This window comes from Jeotgalicoccus sp. FSL K6-3177, assembly GCF_038050175.1.
Classification (GTDB): Bacteria; Bacillota; Bacilli; order Staphylococcales; family Salinicoccaceae; genus Jeotgalicoccus; species Jeotgalicoccus nanhaiensis.
Genome location: NZ_JBBOSK010000001.1, coordinates 1,834,104 through 1,852,009 on the forward strand (window position 1 = coordinate 1,834,104; position 17,906 = coordinate 1,852,009).

Sequence of the window (17,906 nt, forward strand, 5' to 3'; positions counted from 1 at the left end):
TTCAAACGGCTTCTTTATCTTCAAATGGTCTTAACCAATAGGCTCACCACTTCAACATGCACCGTGTGCGGGAATAAATCCACCGGCTGCACAGTTTTTAATTCATAGCCGAATTCTCTCAGCCATGTAATATCTTCTGCAAATGTTTCCGGATTGCATGAAACATAGACTACTCTGTCTGTTCCAAGCCTTGCAATACGGCGCATTACTTTGCCGCCTGCACCTGAACGTGGCGGATCCAGCATCAGAAGATCAGGAATCCCCCACGTTTCGAGTATTTCATCCATGCCACGGCGCGCATCTTTCGCAAGGAAATAAGTATTATCAATACCGTTATCTGCAGCATTGCGTTTCGCCGATTCAATAGATGATTCAACAATCTCAATACCTGCAAGTTCTTTTACTCTTTTAGCAAACGGCAGCGAGAACGTTCCAACCCCGCAGAACAGATCAATCATGCGTTCATGATCTTTGGCATCTGCCATTTCAAGTGCCAGCTCAACCAGTTTTTCCGCTTGAGTCGGATTCGTCTGGAAGAAGGTATCGAACCAGGTGCGGTATTTATATCCGTACATCACGTCATGGATATAATCCCTGCCGAAAAGTAAATGTGTATCTTCAGATTGTGCACGGTCGGCAATGTCTGTATTGACCATCCACATTAAACTTTTAAGATTATCAAATTTCGCCGTCAGTTCTTCAACGAGTTCATCGATTAAAGGTTTTAGTTCACCATCCGGCTTATCAGTCGCAAATACCGCCAACATCATTTCTTCAGTTTCCTGAGAGCGTCTGACCATTAAGTGTCGGAGCAGACCGCTGTGATTTTCTTTATCATACCCTGGAAGCTCGTGTTTTCCCGCCCATTTAGACACAAGCAGCATTGCATCAACCATTTCATTGTTGGCAATTAAACATGTATTAAGATCGATAATTTTACGGAAATTTCCAAGTTCATGCATGCCGAGCTCACCATTTTTACCGAATGTAAACTCCATTTTATTGCGGTATTCAAATGGATGTTCTTCCATGCCTATCGCATCTTTCACCACAGCAGCGTCAAAATTATTCTTCTCTAATTCCCGCTTAACAAAGTCAGTTTTCTCTTTCAGCTGTGCCTCATAGCTCCAGTGCTGCCATACGCAGCCGCCGCATAATTCAAAATGCGGGCACGGCGGTGTCACCCGGTCAGGATGCGCTGTGATTATTTCTTTAGGCAGTACATTTGCGCGTTTTCGCGTCGGATTTGGTACATCAACTGTGACCGTTTCCCCTCTCAGTGTCTGCGGCACAGCAAGGTTCAGCTTACGGGGTTTATGACCGCCGTGATCACGCAAGGCATATCCCCGGCCAGACCCCTTTTTATCCAAATCATCTATAGTTATTGTAAATGTTTCAATATGTTCATTGTTAATTTTAGCCACTTTTATCTCCTCACACATCTCTTCATTTATATAATTTTACTTATAGACACGAATTGTTGCAAGCAAAATTGATAAAAGTCTAAACCGCTGGCTGGGGTACATATGAACCCCGATCATGCCAACCCCAGCACCCGCGGATCCACATGAAACCCGATCATACCAGCCCCAGAGTCCGCGGATACACATGAGTCACGATCATGCCAACCCCAGCACCCGCGGATACACATGAAACCCGATCATGCCAACCCCAGCACCCGCGGATACACATGAAACCCGATCATGCCAACCCCAGCACTCGCGGGTACACACTAGCCCCAATCATACCAACCCCAGCACCCGCGGGTACACACGAAACCCGATCATACCAACCCCCGAAGCAAAAACGGCCTGAAAATCTCAAAATACAGATTCTCAAGCCGTCTAAACTTTAATACATTATTTTTTTGTTTTTATTTTTAAAACGCTGGTTGTGAGACGACACCATCGCAAACTGATCAGCTTTCGGATCGATGTAAGTTTTCGCATTGTTAACAGCATTGACAGCATCTGCATAAGCTCCCGCAATCAAGTTTACTTTGCCCGTGTATCTGATGCAGTCTCCGGCAGCAAAGATTCCCTCGACATTAGTCAGCCCCGTCGGTTCTGCTTTAACAAAAAAGTCATTTTCAAGATTAAGACCAAGATTATTTTCTCTGAACAGGAGATTTTCCTGATCGTAGCCGTGATTCACAATCAGCTCATCATAGGCATCGCTGGTAGTTTCACCAGTGTGATTATTAGTAATCTCGACATATTCCATCAAATCTCCGCCGCTGATTCCAGTGACTTCAGACTTTGTCATGACTTTCACACCATTTTTCTGCAGCCGGCTGACATCCGCCTCATGTGCTGTCAAATCATCGCCCCGGTAGATAATATGAATTTCACGCGCTATCGGCGACAGATCATTTGCCCAGTCTACTGCTGAATAGCTGCCGCCGGTAATGAGTATTTTTTTATCGGTAAACCGTTTAATATCGGGTACTGCGTAGTGAAGATTTTTATTCTCAAACAGATGGGCATTCTCAAGATTAAGTTTGACAGGCTTAATCATGCCTCCGCCGCCGATTGTAATAATCACACTTTTGGAGTAATGCTTATCTCCTTCAGACGTCTCAACCGTAAAGTACTCATCATTGTCTTTGTGAATATTAGTCACTATCGTATTCAATACCACTTCCGGTTCAAACGTTAACCCTTGCGCAATCGATTTCTCTATCAATTTCCTAGCTGCCAGCGGCTCAGTTCCGCCGATATCCCAAATCATTTTTTGAGGATAAAGATGCACCTTGCCGCCGAGTTTATCCTGCCCGTCAATTATTTTAGTCTTCATTTCACGAAGGCCCGCATAAAATGCACTGAACAGGCCAGCAGGTCCGCCGCCGATTACTGTGACATCATATATATTGTCCGTCATTAAAAATACACTCCTTAGTTAGAACCTAATGCTTCCTCGACGTCCTGAACGATTAAACTGTTTGCAATATAGCCGCTGTACAGCCAGCTGTCTTCCCGAGTATATTCATAAACATTTCCGTTTTCTACAGCCGGAATATTTTTAAATACATCATCTGAAAATGCTGTTTCACTGTCTCCTTCACTATTGCCGATAAAGAAAATATGATCAGCTTCCATTTCAGCCAGGCTTTCAAGCGAGGCTTCAATCCACGGCGTTTCATTACCCTCTGAAAGTTCTTCGACCAGGGCAGGTGCACTTAAACCTAAATCGTTATATAATACTTCACCGCTCGACTTATCTTTATTTGAGATAAAGTAAGAATCACCAGTCCACCAGATTGCGGCTGCAGTTTCACCGCCGATTTCGCTTTCCAGATCAGCTGCTGTTTCCTCACTGAGTGTATCGTATTCAGCCACTTTCTCTGCGGCTAAATCTTCTTTGCCGAACACTTCAGAAACACGTGTCAGACGGTCTCTCCAATCATCGTAATTGCCGCTTTCAACGATGAATGTCGGCGCAATTTTAGAGTAGCTTTCGTATTTCTCACCTTCTGCAAGGTCCGCTGAACTGAGCAGTATTAAATCTGGTTCTTCCTGGACAACTGTTTCAAACGGTAAATCGAAAGGCATTAAAGGCAATCCATCAAGACCTTCAGACTGAAGGTATTCCTGAACGCTGTCTTCACCTATTGTCCATTGTACTGCCGGTGTTTCTTCCAGTGTAAGTAAATCATCTTCAAGATACGTTCCTATAATACGTTCCGGATTTTCAGGAATTGCCACTTCATTTCCTGCATCGTCTGTAAGTACCTGCTCTTCAGCTGCACTCTCTTCAGATGCCTGCTCACTTGTATTACTTTCATCATTTGAACAGCTTGCAGCAAAAATTGATATTCCGAGCATTAAAACCGCTAATTTTTTCATCTATTTTCTCCGTTCGATTTTTTATAAGATATTGACACTGATAATCATTATCAATAAAATTTTATGCTTTATGACACACAAAGTCAACTGTTCTTAATAAAAAATATACATTACGATTCTGTAGTAATATTCACTTATCGTTTCGTTTTTCACTATCGTGGTATATAAATAAAAAGAGAAAATTTTTGCCGTTAAGGGGATGATAGTATGACTGCATACAGACATCGCGATTTTAATTCCGTTAACCGGTTCATGGCTATAGGCGCCGCAATCGGTATTATCCTCGGAATTATTACAGGTTTAATTTTCGGATACACTGCTTTTTGGATTGCTGCCGGTATCGCACTCGGCATCAGCGGCGGCGCTGCAATTGAAGCATCGATACACACGCCGCCCCGTAAAAAAGAAGGATAGCTCCCTGGAGGGACTATCCTTCTTTTGATTCTGCAGTCATTAATTTTTTATACATTTGACTAAAATCAGCTTTACTGAACATGACCGGTACAGGGTAGAGAGGATTTGCTTCTTTATACGCTGCTGCAGACAATTTCTTTAAATCTTCGGTTTTCAATTCTGGGAAAGATGTCCCGATATTCATTTTCTCATTTAAATCTTTAATACTCGATATAAATTTCTCTGCTTTAACCGCGTCACTGTCCTCTGTCCCGGTCACTTTTGCAATATCACCAAGGTGTGCGAGCTTGCCGTGAACCGCTTCGCCGTACTCTTCTAATATGTACGGGAGAATCACAGCTACAGTCCGGCCGTGCTGGACATTATATTCAGCACCTAAGGCATGCGCCATGGCATGAACATTTCCCACATAAGCCCGGGTAAATGCCTTGCCTGCAAAATAAGAAGCCCGCTGCATATTCGTCCGCAGCTGAATATCCTGACCATTTTTATACGACGGGTATAAGTTGTCATAGATTAGCTCAACTGCTTCCTCGCTCAGCATTTTCGTCTGCTTCGTATTGCTCCGGTTAAGATAAGCTTCGACAGCATGTGCTAAAGCATCCATGCCTGAATATGCCGTCATATCCTGCGGCAGTCCGAGGAGCAGCTCCGGGTCTAATACCGCCGCATCCGGCATCAGTTTTGTATCTATAATTGCATATTTCTCCCTGGTTTCACTGTCGGTAATCACTGCGGCGATGGTTGCTTCGCTGCCGGTGCCCGCCGTTGTCGGAACCGCAACGAGGTAAGGCAGTTTACTTCTCACTTTTAAGACGCTTTTAAATCGTTTAAAATCCGTCGTATTTTTAGCTGCAGCGATACCGGTGCCTTTGGCACAGTCAATTGCCGAACCACCTCCAAATCCGATTACAGCTTCACAATTCTGCTCGTTAAAAACCTTTACTGCTTCTTCTATATTTTTCGTTGTCGGGTTCGCTTTTGTACCTTTATAGATAAAATAAATAATATTTTCTTCGCTCAGACTGTCGAGCATTTTATCGAGCAGACCTGCTTTAACAATGCCTTCATCAGTTACAATCAGTACTTTTTTTATAGACTCTTCCGTTAATTTAGGTGCCAGTTTTTCAATACACCCTACGCAGTTGATTACTGCCGGCGGCTGCCAGTTCAATAAAGGTGCAGTATTTTTCATTATCCATTGATATGCCCGGCTGTACATTTTAAATAACATAGATATCTTTCCTTCCACACGTTCAAAATAATCCGTTGCATATATTCTATATATCTTTTCCTAAATTTAAGTGAGAGTAAAATGATAAAAAGATTAAATTATCAGCTGATTTTCATAAATAATATACAGTTGACTTTTATACAGTCAAACTATATAGTTTGACTATACAGTTAGACGATATAGTTAGAGGTGAATAATATGAGACCGAAGCTTTTACCTTTGTCAGAAACAATGCATCTGATAATGCTGGCCTTAAGGAAGCCGCTGCACGGCTATGCGATTATGCAGCTCGTAAACGAAATGTCGGACGGAGAAGTTAATATTGCTGCCGGCACGCTTTACGGGGCCCTGGATAATCTGAAAAAACATCACTATATAGAACTGATTTCTAATCCTGGAGAACGCAGGAAAGTTTATCAGGTTACAGAACTAGGAGAAGAAATACTCGCAATCGAAAATATGCGTTTAAAGAAATTTATTTCCCTTTATGAACATGGAGATGGTTCAAATGAATAAGTACAAATTTTTTCTTGACCCGTTGAAGGAAGAACAGTGGATTAACGAAATGCAAAGTAAAGGTTATCGTTTAACAGATATTTCAATGGATTTCATTTATAAATTCGAAAAAACTTCTGATGATTATGTAACACGGGTGGATTACCAAGAGTATATGAACAAATCCAGATACGAGGAATATATCAGCATTCATGAAGAATTCGGCTGGGCACATATTAGAGGCGGCCGCTTCGGCGCGATGACACAAGTCTGGTCAAAAAAACCGGACGGCAATGATGAATTGTTTTCTGATCGCGAGTCAAAAATTAATTATTATAAAAGATATATGAAAATGACAGGCGGGCTGGCAATTCTCTTTTTATTCTACTCGATGCTTTTTCTGCCGGACAGCCCCGGAATGATATTTTTAACTCCCGGTTTATGGGATATGGAAGGCATGAAATTCTGGCGAGCATTTCTGTTTGAACTGCCCTTCGCTCTGATGAGAGTTCTGCCGGCAGTACTCTTCCCGGTAACGGTGATTATACTTTTCATTGCTTATTACAGAATGGACAAAGCCAAAAAAGAACTTGAACAGGAAAATTAACAATTTCGTATCAAGGAGGATGTTTAAATGAAGTTAAGCAACATTTCCAAGAAATATCGCAGTAATACTGTGCTCGATAATATTAACTTTACTCTCGACTCCAGCGTCACAGGTTTAATCGGTAAAAACGGCGCCGGTAAAACGACGATGATGAAAATTATGTGCAGCGTTATTCAGAACTATTCCGGCACAGTTGCTAAAGACAATAATGCCGAGATTGGTTACTTAATCGAAGAACCGAAGTACTATAAAAACAAATCAGGTAAATACAACATCGAATATTTCACAAAAATATACACGGGTAATTACGATAAAGAATTTATTAATTCACTGCTCGCACAGTTAGGTATGACAAAATATGTAAATAAAAAGATGAAAACATATTCGATGGGAATGAAGCAGAAACTCGGTCTTGTTATTGCGCTTGCACGAAAACCGGAATATTTAATTCTCGATGAACCGACAAACGGCATGGATCCCGACGGTTCAATCGAAGTGCTCAGTATTATCCGGAAACTGGCTCAGGATTACGGTATGAAAGTGCTGATTTCGAGTCACAAACTTGAAGATATTGAAGCGGTCAGCGACGACATTGTATTTATCGACCAGGGAAAACTCAGCAATAAGGAAAATGTTGAGAGGCTAAGTACAACTGTGACCATGTCGTTTGTTTTTGATGAAAATGACCTTGAGTATGCTCTTGATGTGATTAAAAATTTTGATGAATCAGCAAAACAGACGGAAAATATTATATCCGTCACTTCTGTGCACCTGCTTCAGGACATGTTAAAAGCTTTAAGTGTCGAAAGTATTTACCCTGCAGATATTAACAAACACCAGGGGTCAGTTAAGGATTACTACTTCAATCAGATGAAAGGCGGCGGTCAGCATGAAAATCAGTAAACTTGTCTTCTATGACTTTAAAAATATAATGACGAGCTGGGTTACTTATTTCTCACTCGTCCTATGTATTCTTCCGGCATTTGGAATCGCTTATTCAGTCGCAAATTTAAACGGTCCATTTGAAGTCATTCAGCTGACATATTTCTTTGCATTTTTCGGTACCCTGCTGGTTGTAATTAACGCTATGCTGCCGTTCACAAAAGATATCAGCCAGAATACAATCACTCTTATGATGAATACAAAAATAAACCGAATAAAATATTATATTGCCAAAGTCATCACTATTGGTATTGTCGGATTAATTTTCGGCATTGCCGGCAGCTTATCAACTTATTTTCTGGCAGCCTATGCCGGACTTGAAATGCCAGGAGAATTGATGTGGCAAATCATTCTGCATTTTATCCTTTATACTCTATTTTACGGCACTTTATTTTTAACAATCAGTACATTTTACAATAATGTGCTTGCTTTATTTATCGTCGCCCTGCTGTCCATCATGCTCCTTCCTTCTCTTTTAGACGGAATCTTGATGTGGGATGGTTTATCTGAATGGGTGAATACGTTTATCAGAGAATACCTGCCCCTCTACTTCCTTCCGGAAGTCACCGGTTCTCATAATTGGCTGCCCGCACACTACGTATCTTCGGCGGCAGGGATTATACTGATTGCAGTAATCGGATTGATAAAAATTCAAAAAAGAGACTATTAATATAAAAAGATCCGGGGAAGTAAATTCCGCGGATCTTTTTCGTGTATCTGTTCTGCTTTTGATAATTTCATAAATATAACAGCCGCTTATATCTATAACGGCTCGTTACATATACCTTCTTTTCAGATTATATATTCCTTTTTTCCGCTTAATTTTACCAGTGTGATATTCAATATAACTACTGTAATTATTCCGAGCACAATCAGTGTTATATGAAGCGGCAAAAGTAGACCGAAAAGAAGCGGCAGCAGCATGGTTACAGGAATAATCATGTTTACGAGGCCTGTCTGTTTTTGCGCTTTTAAACTAAGAAATTGTTCTGCCCCGCAGTAAGGACACTTTACAGAACCCGACAGGCTTTTAAATACTCCAGCCTTATCTTTAAACGTCCATTCCGTCTGACATTTCGTACAGCGCGCCAAATTAATCTCCCCTTTTAAGATAATGTTATTTTAACAGATCCCATTTCGCTCATATATTCCGCTCTGTAAAGCTGCTTTTCTATTTTTTTATCTGCCAATGCATTTTTTACTTTACCGACATTTGCCCGTGCCACTATTTTTGTATATTTCGGTTGTTTGCGATAATTTACACTGACTGATCCCATCTTGCTGAGCGCTTTCAAATCGCTGTCCGGCGTCAGATTATTCAATGCTATTTTCCCGAGTTCCGTAAGTAAATCGTACCTTTCCGATTTTACTCCTGCAACGGTCAATTTACCCATTTCTGTATTCATGTACAGATTGCTGAAGTCACTCGATTCTATTTTCAAGGCGCCCATCTCCGACTGAAATTCTCCGTAGTTCCCCGTCAGACCTGCAGCTTCTACTGCGCCTTCCTTTGTTTTTATTTTAAACTCCTCTGCTTCGATATCACTAATAGTTACTTTGCCGATCTGATTATTCACTGTCAGCATATCGAGAGTTTCCGGCCAGGTAATTATTAATTCATCTTTTTTCAGCTGTTTTCTTTTTTTCATAAAATCAATAATTGTATTAAATTTCACTTCGCCTGCTGAGCCTGTATGATATATTGTCAGCTGATTATTGTCAGTTTCATATTCCAGTTTCCCTTTATGGGTATAGCTTAAAAATTTAATACTGAGCTTCTTTCCTTTTTCAATTTTGATATCGGCGCTCTCTCCGCTGATTGCCAGCTGATTGATGCTGAAGTTTTTCAAGTCTGAGGCAAAACTTCCTGTGACAGGCTGCAAACCGGTTTTTCGAGTCTCCTGTTCAGGTTCCGCTTCTTCTTCAGCAATTTCTTCTGCGATAAATTTCTCAGCTACCTTACGGGGTTCTCCTAATATTTTTAAAAGATATTCTTCAGTATCTCCGAGCTCTATCGCTTTTTGTATCTGCATTTCAAAATCTTTTACAAGCTCCTCACGCCGATTATCCGGCAATGCATCAAGTTCTTTTTCCAGTTTTGTTATAAACTCGTTTAGCGACATTTAATTCCCCTGCTTTTCAAATTTACCGTATCGGTTATTAATCTTTAATATCATTATGCATGTCCTGCATCTTGTTCTCAACATTTGATATTTCAAATGCACATTCCTTGAGAAGTGTCATATACTCTTCAGTATCTTTTTTAGTGTTTTTATAACGCATTTTATGTTCGAGACTTGCCCACATGTCCATGCCGATTGTCCGGATTTGAATTTCCACCGGTGTGTGTTCTACACTTTCCGATAAAAACACAGGCACAGAAATAACAATATGCAGACTGCGGTAACCATTTTCTTTCGGTTTCTCGATGTAATCTTTGCGTTTTAATAATTTAATATCTTCCTGTTTCAACAGCAGCTTTTCCAGTACGTAAATATCTTCTATGTAATTGCAGATTACGCGCATACCCGCGATGTCGAATATATTATCCTTGGCACTTTCAACTGTCACAGGCAGACTTTTACGCTCCAGTTTGGACAGTAAACTGCGTGTTCCTTTAACTCTCCGTTCCATATGATGAATGGGATTATGTTTATGAATGACCTGGAATTCATCATCCAGTATTTTAAGTTTAGTTGATATTTCTTCCAAAGCTGAAGAGTATATATGATTTAATTCTACGAAATTCAGCATTTCATCAAAATATTCAAGTGAATTGAAATTTTGATTCGTCTGAAATTTCTTAGTCATTGTTTCTTTTAACTCTTCTAAATCCATCGATGGTTTACGGTCCACGTACATATAAACACTCCTAAAACTTTATCTACTAGTATCATTATAAGTGGAGTCAGATAATATTACCAAACATCATATATTTATATTTTCTTCTAATAGAGTTATTATTAAGATAATCAAACAAAGGGAGATGTACATATGACTTTATCATTATCAGATATCAAAGCAGCGCGTGAACGAATTGCGCCTTATGTTATTAAAACTCCGCTTCTCAGACTTCGTAATCTTGAAGAAATCCTCGGCTGTGAAGTGTATGTAAAACTAGAGAATATGCAGCGCACAAACGCTTTTAAGCTTCGCGGTGTAATGAATACAATACTTCAGCTGACAGATGAAGAACTGGAACGCGGTGTAGTTACCTCATCTTCAGGAAATCATGGTCACGCGGTTTCTTACGCTTCAAAATTATTGGGCATTAAAGCAACAGTCGCTGTTCCAGATACTGCCCCGCCATTCAAACTTGAAAAAATTAAAGAGCATGGTGCTGAAATTATTCCGACAACTGTAGAAGAACGCTTTAAGTTACAGGAAAAATTGGTAGAAGAACACGGCTATACGCTGATTCCTCCTTTTAATGACTACCGTGTAATGGCGGGTCAAGGCACTGTCGGTCTTGAGATTTTAGAACAACTCCCGGATATAAATCACATATTCGTTCCGACAAGCGGCGGCGGTTTAGTCGGCGGTATCGCAACAGCTGTCAAAGAATCAGCTGATAATGTTAAAGTACACGGCGTCGAACCTGCCAATCTGCCTAAGTTCGCTGCAAGTTTAGAAAATAATGAGATTACACAGGTAGAGAATAAAGGCACAATCGCAGACGGCCTGGTCAGTATTATTCCAGGTGAGAAGAACTTCCCTATCGTGCAAAAATACGTGGATACATTCTATACAGTCAGTGAAGAAGCTATGAAAAAAGGACAGAAATTGCTGCTGATGGAAGCAAAAATACTTGCGGAAATCTCTTCTTCCATCGGGATTGGCGGCGTTCTTAACAAAGAGATTGAAGTAAAACCTGAAGATAAAATCTGCTTTGTTATTACAGGCGGAAACCTTGGTTTTGATCAGCTTGACTACATTAAAGATACTGAGTATTAAATATAAAAGCAGAACCTCTCTAATATGCTCCGGAGAGATTCTGCTTTTATTATTACATTAATGATGTGAACCACAAGCCAAGTGTAGTGCCTATATAGTTACCGATAATATAACCCAGTGTCCCGATGATTAATATCGGTCCGACGAGTTTTGTCCAGCCGCGTGAAATGGCCATCGCCGCTGCTGTTGTCGGTCCGCCGATGTTGGCATTAGATGCGAGAATGATTTCTTCCAGATTGAACTTAAACAGACGTCCAAAACCAAATGAAACCAGCATATTCACAAATACAATAATTGCAGCGAATACCAGGATTAACGGTGCATTTTGCAGTATTAACGGAATAGATGCAGGAATCCCGATGACCACAAAGAAAATATATATTAAAAATGTGCCGAACTCCTGTGAACCGCTGATTTTCTCAAAGTATTTTGGAAATATTGCAACAAGAAACAAGGTTAAAGTCGTCAGCATTAAATAATCATCACCGATGATACCTCGTAAAATACTTAAGAAAATATTGCTGTTTTCAGGAATTATATTTGAGAAGAATTCAGCAAAACTGAAGGACACGGCAACAATTACAAATGCTGTCCCGATAGCAGACGCGATATCGGTTAGAGATATCTCTTTACGTTCCCAGTAACTCGCCGCCTGATTCCCGCTGTCGCTATTCTTCTCAAGCTCATCTATATGCGGAGTAGAAAATTTATTCTTGAAAAAGTTCATTGCAGGTATGGAAATAAGCACCAGAAAATATAAAGCCATCAATAAATTATCCGCCACAACAGTAGATGACACAGTCCCCTCTGCGACATCGAAGCGTGTCGCCATAGCTGCAAAGTTTACGCCTCCCCCTGTGTAAGAACCGCTAAGCATCGCCGCAATATGGTTTACCTGAGGTATTATGTCTTTAAATAAGAAGAATGCAGTAATTGTCCCTGCCACTGTTCCTATCGTGCTGATTAAAAATATTATAAGCACACGCTTACTTTCCTGCCACACTTTCACGATATTGGATTGAAACAGCAGAAGCGGTATAGCAAGCGGTACAACGTATGACCATACTGTATCGTAAACCGGTGATTCCAGCGGTATAACACCGAGGTTACTTAACAGCATCGCCCCGATTAGTGCAATGATTGCTCCTGATAATTTCGACGCCCAGCTGTACTTTTGCTCAAGTACAATCGCAACAGCAGCCCAGCCTATTAAAATTGCCCACAGCACCCAATAATTCTCTGGATGTATGAGACTCGTCACCTCTTCCATTTAAATCCCCCTTATGTAAAGTTACTCTTATTCTACTCCAGGTGAATTTCAATTAACAGATAATTATAGATATATTATTAAGATAAAAAACTGTACATCAGCTTTTTTCAAAGCAAATGTACAGTTTTCCGATTATATTTCTATTTCAAGCAGCACAGGAGTGTGATCTTGTCTTGTGCCGGAATCAATCATTTCTGATTTAATGACTTTTTCGGCAATACGGTTACTTACCAGCCAGTAATCAATTCTCCAGCCTGAATTATTGATTTTGCTCGTTTTTGCACGCTGAGCCCACCATGAGTAAATACCTGTCACATCACCGTGGATATGACGAAAAGTATCTGTAAATCCTCTGTTTAAAAGATTGGTGAATCCCTGACGTTCTTCATCCGTAAAACCTGCAGAACGGCGGTTGCCTTTTGGATTTGCCAAATCAATTTCCCTGTGAGCAACGTTGAAATCACCAGTTGCAAATACCGGTTTGTTTTTATCCAGTTCTTCTAAATAATCTGCATATTTTTGATCCCATACCTGACGTTCATCAAGTCGTTTCAAGGCGCTGCCCGCATTCGGAGTATATACCTGAGTAATGTAAAAATCATCGAATTCCAGTGTCATCATGCGTCCTTCAGCATCCATTGGCTCCGGTGCTCCGATTGCAGGATATGATACTTCCGGACGCAGCTCTGATTTATACAAAAACATCGTTCCAGCGTAACCTTTACGCGCCGGTTCTACCGAGCTCCGCCAAATAACTTCATAATCCGGAAATACTTCTTTTAAAATTTCCGCATGTTTTTTAGTCGGTCCCGCTGCTGATAATTTAGTTTCCTGAATCGCAATGACATCAGGATTATGTTCCTGAAGTGACCTTAATACATTACGTGATAACAACGCTCTCGCCGAATCACTGGTCAAGGCAGCGTTTAATGAATCGATATTCCATGAAATAAACTTCAAAATACTTCCTCCTAAATAGATTACGTCCGATCTTATATATCTTACTGTTTTTCAAGCACAGTAACCGCTTCAATATGTTTTGTCTGCGGGAACAGATCAACCGGTGTGACTTCCGATGCTTTAAAACCGTGTCTCTCCAGGTACTTCATGTCTCTCTGCAGTGTGCTCGGGTTACATGAGATGTATACAATCTTCTTCGGTGCAACTTCTATCAGTGCATCAAGGAACTCTGTATGACATCCTTTTCTCGGCGGATCGACGAAGACAATATCAGCGCTGACGCCCTCTTTAACGAGTCTCGGCATTACTTCTTCTGCTTTTCCTAAATAGTAGTCCGCATTATCGATGCCATTCAGTTTCGCATTTTCTTTAGCATCTTCAACTGCACTTTCAACAACTTCAATTCCGATAATTTTGCTGACACGGTCCGATGCTGTAAGACCAATTGAACCGATGCCTGAATACGTATCAATAATTGTTTCATCTCCGCTTAGATCGGCCATGTCGAGCCCGATCTGATAGAGCTTTTCTGTCTGTTCATGGTTTACCTGATAAAATGAACGGTCGCGTATTTTAAATGATTTTCCAAGCAGCGTATCTGTAATGTAATCATGACCAAGCAGAACGATTGAACGCTGGCCGAAAATCACGTTTGTTTTTTCATCGTTAATATTCTGCACGATACTTTTCACATTCGGAAATGATTCTTTTAATGCTTTTACAATCGATAAAAATTCATTTCTCTTGCCGTTCGTAATAAAGACTACCTGCACTTCGCTATCATCGCTGTTTGAACGGATTACGATATGACGCAGCAGTCCCTGATGTGATTTCTCGTCGTAAATCGATGTATTCTCTTCAATCAGTTTATCTTTTATAAACAGCATAATGTCATTATGAATATGCTTTTGAATATAGCAGTGTTCAATATCAACGATATCGTGTGAACGCGGTTTATAGAAGCCCATAATAACCTGACCGTCAATTTTCTGAACGGGAATTTGTGATTTATTGCGGTAGTATAACGGATCTCCCGTTACCGTATCGTTAATATGAAGGTTCAGTCTTGCCTGCTGATTAATGTTCTGGGCAACGACCTGACGCTTAAATGATGCCTGTTCGGCATCGTTCATTACTTGTATCTGGCAGCCCCCGCACTGGAAGTAATATTCACACGGCGGAGTCTGACGGTTCGATGAGGCTTCAAGAATGTTTAAAACTTTGCCGAAAGCATATTTGCTGTTTACCTTGACTGCTTTAAATTCTACCGATTCACCTTTTAAAACATCCGGTAAAAATACTGGATAGCCGTCGACTTTAACTATCCCCATGCCTTCATGTGTATAGTCCTCTACGACTGCTTCATATTTATTATTTTTAGTTATTGCTTTCATGTTAAAACCTCTTACATCATTAATTTTAAAGCTTTACGCTGAATATACTGAAACCGTCGCCGCAGTCTTTTAAATGTTCTACCGGCAGCCCGTCTGTATACTCCGCCGCCGCTGTTGCCGTCGTAAATTTATATGTTCCATGCGGAATAATCGTCATCGGATTATGATATTCAAAAGTCTCTCCGCTTTTTATATACTCTGTCACGATATCCCGTACTGAAATATCCGATTCATATAATATCTCAGCATCTCGTAAAAATGGCGCATATGCCACCTTATAATTATTTGCCGGCACGATAAATTCATCTGTATCTTTGATCCGCTTACCTTTGTACGACATTTTAATCACACGTTCCGAATCATTAAGACGGTGTGCTGAACTGACATAGCGTGCCGGTTTTGTTATATCAAAAGTATAATCCAAATCAAAAAATGTATCGAAATTGTAGCCCGGGAAACCGTAGCGTGAGTTATTCGGCTGCAGTATTTCATCGCCTTCATAATCATTAAACGAGGAAGCAGCCCATTCGAGCCACTCTTTCAGTACTTTACCCGTAATTTTAATAATCAGCAGCGTATTTGCATGCTTGTAAATATCGATACTGTCTGCGATGGTCATTTCTCCGGCAGGAATAGCAGTATAATCCTGAGGCCCGTCACGCCCTACTTTTACTGCGGAGTTAAAACCGATAATCGGTATATTGCTTTCTTTCAACGCCGCCCGCTCTTTTGCAAACCATACTGTTGCTTCCGAGACAAACTGCACACCGCGTGATGGTATTACTCTTGTAAAGTAAGTAGTCAGCGGATAATCTGTTTTGCCGATTGGTATATTTAAATAAGCCAGCACCTGTTCATGTTTTTTTTGGTAGTCTGCCAATTCATCATCTTTTAAAACGATGTCTTCTGCGCTGATTAAACTGCTGTCTGCCTGCCTGACCTTCCAGACACCCGAGTCGTACTCCAAATCGAAATTGAGCACACCGAGATGACTTGCAGATACGCCCGGCTGAACCATTGGCATCTTATTGAATGTTCCTGTATCAATATCAAGACGGTCATCTGAAATCAGCAGATCGCCGCTTGGAAACACATCGTGAGTGTGACCGAAAACAATACCATCTATATCTTCCATCATAGCCATTAAGACGGCCTGGTTCTCACCAAGCGGTGTTAAATCGTCATCTGCCTCACTCATACCTGTATGAGATAATAATATAATAATATCAGCGCCGCCATCTTTCAATTGCGCTGTTGTTTCTCTGACCGCTTCAGTCATAGGCTCTGCTTTTACTCTGCCTTCCAGATGGAATTTATCCCATTTTAAAATTTGGGTCGGCACAACACTTAAAAATCCAACTTTAAGAAGGCCGTCAGCGGTTTTTATTTCTTTAATATAACAGGCTCTTATTATTGATTCTAAAGGATCATCCAGAAAATCCACGTTTGAATTCACTATCGGTACAGTAACTTGATTATAAAATTCATTTAAAAAAGGCAGACCAAAATTAAATTCATGGTTGCCTAATCCGATAACATCGTACATCTCATTAATAATACCCGGAACAAGAGCCCTGCTGCTGTTTACACTGTCGTATTCACTCCAGACATCCCCCTGAAGCAAATCGCCGTTGTCGGCCGTAATAACAGCTTCGCTGCCGTTCATCGCTTTATATTTATCTATATAAGTCTTGAATTTTAATAATGCATTTTCTTTCGGTTCATTATCAAAATAATTGTACGGATAAATTGCGCCGTGCACATCCGTTGTTGCAAAGACCGTCAGCTTCAAAATATTCACCCCAAAATTTGATATGTACTCAGAACTTACTCGTTTTCTTGATTCAAAAGCTTATAATCATTATCTTCACTGTACAGCTCATTGTAAAACTCATCGGGCACTCTTATTTTTAAAAATTCTTTTAAATTTTTAAAATGAGCAGGAAGCACACCGCCAAATTCACCATCCAGATTCAGCTGTACTTCGTCAAATGAAGTAATTTTCACATCCCGGGCTTTATAATAATGTACTTTAGGATGTTTTAAATGCTCTCCCCGTGTTGCGAGTGACAGTATATGACCAAATTCCGCAAGATTGACATGCTCGAGAATCAGGAGAGTAAAATAACCGTCATTTAATTTTGCATTCGGCACCAGTCTCTCAAAGCCACCGATGGAGTTTGTCAGACCGAGCAGAAATATCATCACTTCGCCTTCGAACAATTCATCATCATATTCAATACGTAAATTAATACTGCGCATCTGGGGAATTAGTTCAATACCCTTGACGTAATACGCCAGAGAACCGATAACTGCTTTCAGTTTGCTCGGTGCTTCATAGGATACTTCCGTAATTTTTCCGCCGCCTGCAATATTCATAAAATATTTGCCGTTCATACTGCCAAGATCCACTTTGCCTGTTCTGCCATTTAAAATAGTGCTGACTGCTTCATCAATATCATTGGAAATTTTTAGAGCCCGGGTAAAATCATTGACTGTTCCCATTGGAATTATGCCGAGTTCCGGACGTTTATCGTATTCTGCGAGACCATTAATAACTTCATTAATCGTACCGTCCCCTCCGGAAGCGACGATTAAATCAAAACCCTGTTCACATGCAAAACGCGCAGCATAAGTTGCATCGTTTGGTCCTGTAGTTGCATGAGTACTCGTAATATAGCCCGCCTCTTCGAAACGCTTCAGCACCGCAGGCAGTTTGTCTTGAAAACTTTCTTTGCCGGCAGTGGGATTGTAAATTATTCTCGCTGTTTTCATAAATATCTCCTCTACA

Annotated in this window: 18 protein-coding genes and 1 pseudogene; 6 read left to right on the top strand and 13 right to left on the bottom strand. The window is 40.6% G+C overall.

Going from position 1 to position 17,906, the window contains the following annotated elements:
• Positions 1-20: 20 nt before the first annotated feature.
• The 4 genes and pseudogenes from rlmD (MHH58_RS09300) to MHH58_RS09310 form a co-directional block, all read right to left on the bottom strand.
• Entirely contained in the window at positions 21-1,415 is a 1,395-nt protein-coding gene (rlmD, locus tag MHH58_RS09300; protein WP_341346101.1) for a 23S rRNA (uracil(1939)-C(5))-methyltransferase RlmD, read from the bottom strand.
• Between the two features lie 88 nt (positions 1,416-1,503).
• Positions 1,504-1,575: pseudogene (locus MHH58_RS12440) on the bottom strand (hypothetical protein); the annotation flags it as partial.
• 276 nt (positions 1,576-1,851) lie between these two features.
• Positions 1,852-2,880: an NAD(P)/FAD-dependent oxidoreductase gene (locus MHH58_RS09305; RefSeq protein ID WP_341345730.1), complete on the bottom strand. Its 1,029-nt coding sequence runs from the start codon at positions 2,878-2,880 to the stop codon at positions 1,852-1,854.
• 14 nt (positions 2,881-2,894) lie between these two features.
• Positions 2,895-3,845 carry an ABC transporter substrate-binding protein gene (locus MHH58_RS09310; protein WP_341345731.1) on the bottom strand — a complete coding sequence of 317 codons (951 nt, stop codon included), beginning with the start codon at positions 3,843-3,845 and terminating at the stop codon, positions 2,895-2,897.
• Positions 3,846-4,052: 207 nt separating this feature from the next.
• Between MHH58_RS09310 and MHH58_RS09315 the strand changes: the two genes are divergently transcribed.
• A complete protein-coding gene (locus MHH58_RS09315; protein ID WP_135099267.1) occupies positions 4,053-4,259 on the top strand; it encodes a hypothetical protein in 207 nt (68 codons plus the stop codon).
• A 13-nt stretch (positions 4,260-4,272) separates the two neighbouring features.
• Here MHH58_RS09315 and MHH58_RS09320 read toward each other — a convergent pair whose 3' ends face one another.
• Positions 4,273-5,493 carry an iron-containing alcohol dehydrogenase gene (locus MHH58_RS09320; protein ID WP_341345732.1) on the bottom strand — a complete coding sequence of 407 codons (1,221 nt, stop codon included), beginning with the start codon at positions 5,491-5,493 and terminating at the stop codon, positions 4,273-4,275.
• Positions 5,494-5,691: 198 nt separating this feature from the next.
• Between MHH58_RS09320 and MHH58_RS09325 the strand changes: the two genes are divergently transcribed.
• Genes MHH58_RS09325 through MHH58_RS09340 form a run of 4 tightly spaced genes read left to right on the top strand, consistent with a single transcriptional unit; the run spans position 5,692 to position 8,207 of the window.
• The gene (locus MHH58_RS09325) at positions 5,692-6,009 is read left to right on the top strand and encodes a PadR family transcriptional regulator (protein ID WP_341345733.1); all 318 of its coding nucleotides are present in this window, start codon (positions 5,692-5,694) and stop codon (positions 6,007-6,009) included.
• Positions 6,002-6,595, top strand: a complete 594-nt coding sequence (locus tag MHH58_RS09330) for a DUF2812 domain-containing protein (RefSeq protein ID WP_341345734.1) — start codon at positions 6,002-6,004, stop codon at positions 6,593-6,595. The genes MHH58_RS09325 and MHH58_RS09330 overlap by 8 nt, the downstream gene beginning before the upstream one ends.
• A 27-nt stretch (positions 6,596-6,622) precedes the next feature.
• The gene (locus tag MHH58_RS09335) at positions 6,623-7,498 is read left to right on the top strand and encodes an ABC transporter ATP-binding protein (RefSeq protein ID WP_341345735.1); all 876 of its coding nucleotides are present in this window, start codon (positions 6,623-6,625) and stop codon (positions 7,496-7,498) included.
• Positions 7,485-8,207 carry a hypothetical protein gene (locus tag MHH58_RS09340; RefSeq protein WP_341345736.1) on the top strand — a complete coding sequence of 241 codons (723 nt, stop codon included), beginning with the start codon at positions 7,485-7,487 and terminating at the stop codon, positions 8,205-8,207. The genes MHH58_RS09335 and MHH58_RS09340 overlap by 14 nt, the downstream gene beginning before the upstream one ends.
• Positions 8,208-8,329: 122 nt before the next feature.
• On the opposite strand, the gene MHH58_RS09345 is transcribed toward MHH58_RS09340, so the two are convergent.
• From MHH58_RS09345 to MHH58_RS09355, 3 genes are read right to left on the bottom strand one after another with little or no spacing between them, the layout of a single operon-like run.
• Complete coding sequence (locus MHH58_RS09345) at positions 8,330-8,629, bottom strand: TIGR04104 family putative zinc finger protein (RefSeq protein WP_341345737.1); 300 nt, start codon at positions 8,627-8,629, stop codon at positions 8,330-8,332.
• Between the two features lie 14 nt (positions 8,630-8,643).
• Positions 8,644-9,660, bottom strand: a complete 1,017-nt coding sequence (locus MHH58_RS09350) for a DUF4097 family beta strand repeat-containing protein (protein WP_341345738.1) — start codon at positions 9,658-9,660, stop codon at positions 8,644-8,646.
• A 37-nt stretch (positions 9,661-9,697) separates the two neighbouring features.
• Positions 9,698-10,399, bottom strand: a complete 702-nt coding sequence (locus MHH58_RS09355) for a GTP pyrophosphokinase (protein ID WP_341345739.1) — start codon at positions 10,397-10,399, stop codon at positions 9,698-9,700.
• Between the two features lie 132 nt (positions 10,400-10,531).
• On the opposite strand from MHH58_RS09355, the gene MHH58_RS09360 reads away from it, so the two are divergent.
• The gene (locus tag MHH58_RS09360) at positions 10,532-11,491 is read left to right on the top strand and encodes a threonine ammonia-lyase (protein ID WP_341345740.1); all 960 of its coding nucleotides are present in this window, start codon (positions 10,532-10,534) and stop codon (positions 11,489-11,491) included.
• A 52-nt stretch (positions 11,492-11,543) separates the two neighbouring features.
• On the opposite strand, the gene MHH58_RS09365 is transcribed toward MHH58_RS09360, so the two are convergent.
• The 5 genes from MHH58_RS09365 to MHH58_RS09385 all read right to left on the bottom strand — a co-directional run bounded on the left by MHH58_RS09365 (position 11,544) and on the right by MHH58_RS09385 (position 17,890).
• Positions 11,544-12,761: a DUF819 family protein gene (locus MHH58_RS09365; RefSeq protein WP_341345741.1), complete on the bottom strand. Its 1,218-nt coding sequence runs from the start codon at positions 12,759-12,761 to the stop codon at positions 11,544-11,546.
• 132 nt (positions 12,762-12,893) lie between these two features.
• Positions 12,894-13,721 carry an exodeoxyribonuclease III gene (locus tag MHH58_RS09370; RefSeq protein ID WP_341345742.1) on the bottom strand — a complete coding sequence of 276 codons (828 nt, stop codon included), beginning with the start codon at positions 13,719-13,721 and terminating at the stop codon, positions 12,894-12,896.
• A 41-nt stretch (positions 13,722-13,762) separates the two neighbouring features.
• Complete coding sequence (gene rlmD, locus MHH58_RS09375; protein WP_341345743.1) at positions 13,763-15,115, bottom strand: 23S rRNA (uracil(1939)-C(5))-methyltransferase RlmD; 1,353 nt, start codon at positions 15,113-15,115, stop codon at positions 13,763-13,765.
• 25 nt (positions 15,116-15,140) lie between these two features.
• On the bottom strand, positions 15,141-16,916 hold the full coding sequence (locus MHH58_RS09380) for a 5'-nucleotidase C-terminal domain-containing protein (RefSeq protein ID WP_341345744.1): 1,776 nt from the start codon (positions 16,914-16,916) through the stop codon (positions 15,141-15,143).
• Between the two features lie 26 nt (positions 16,917-16,942).
• Positions 16,943-17,890: a diacylglycerol kinase gene (locus MHH58_RS09385; RefSeq protein ID WP_341345745.1), complete on the bottom strand. Its 948-nt coding sequence runs from the start codon at positions 17,888-17,890 to the stop codon at positions 16,943-16,945.
• Positions 17,891-17,906 lie beyond the last annotated feature (16 nt).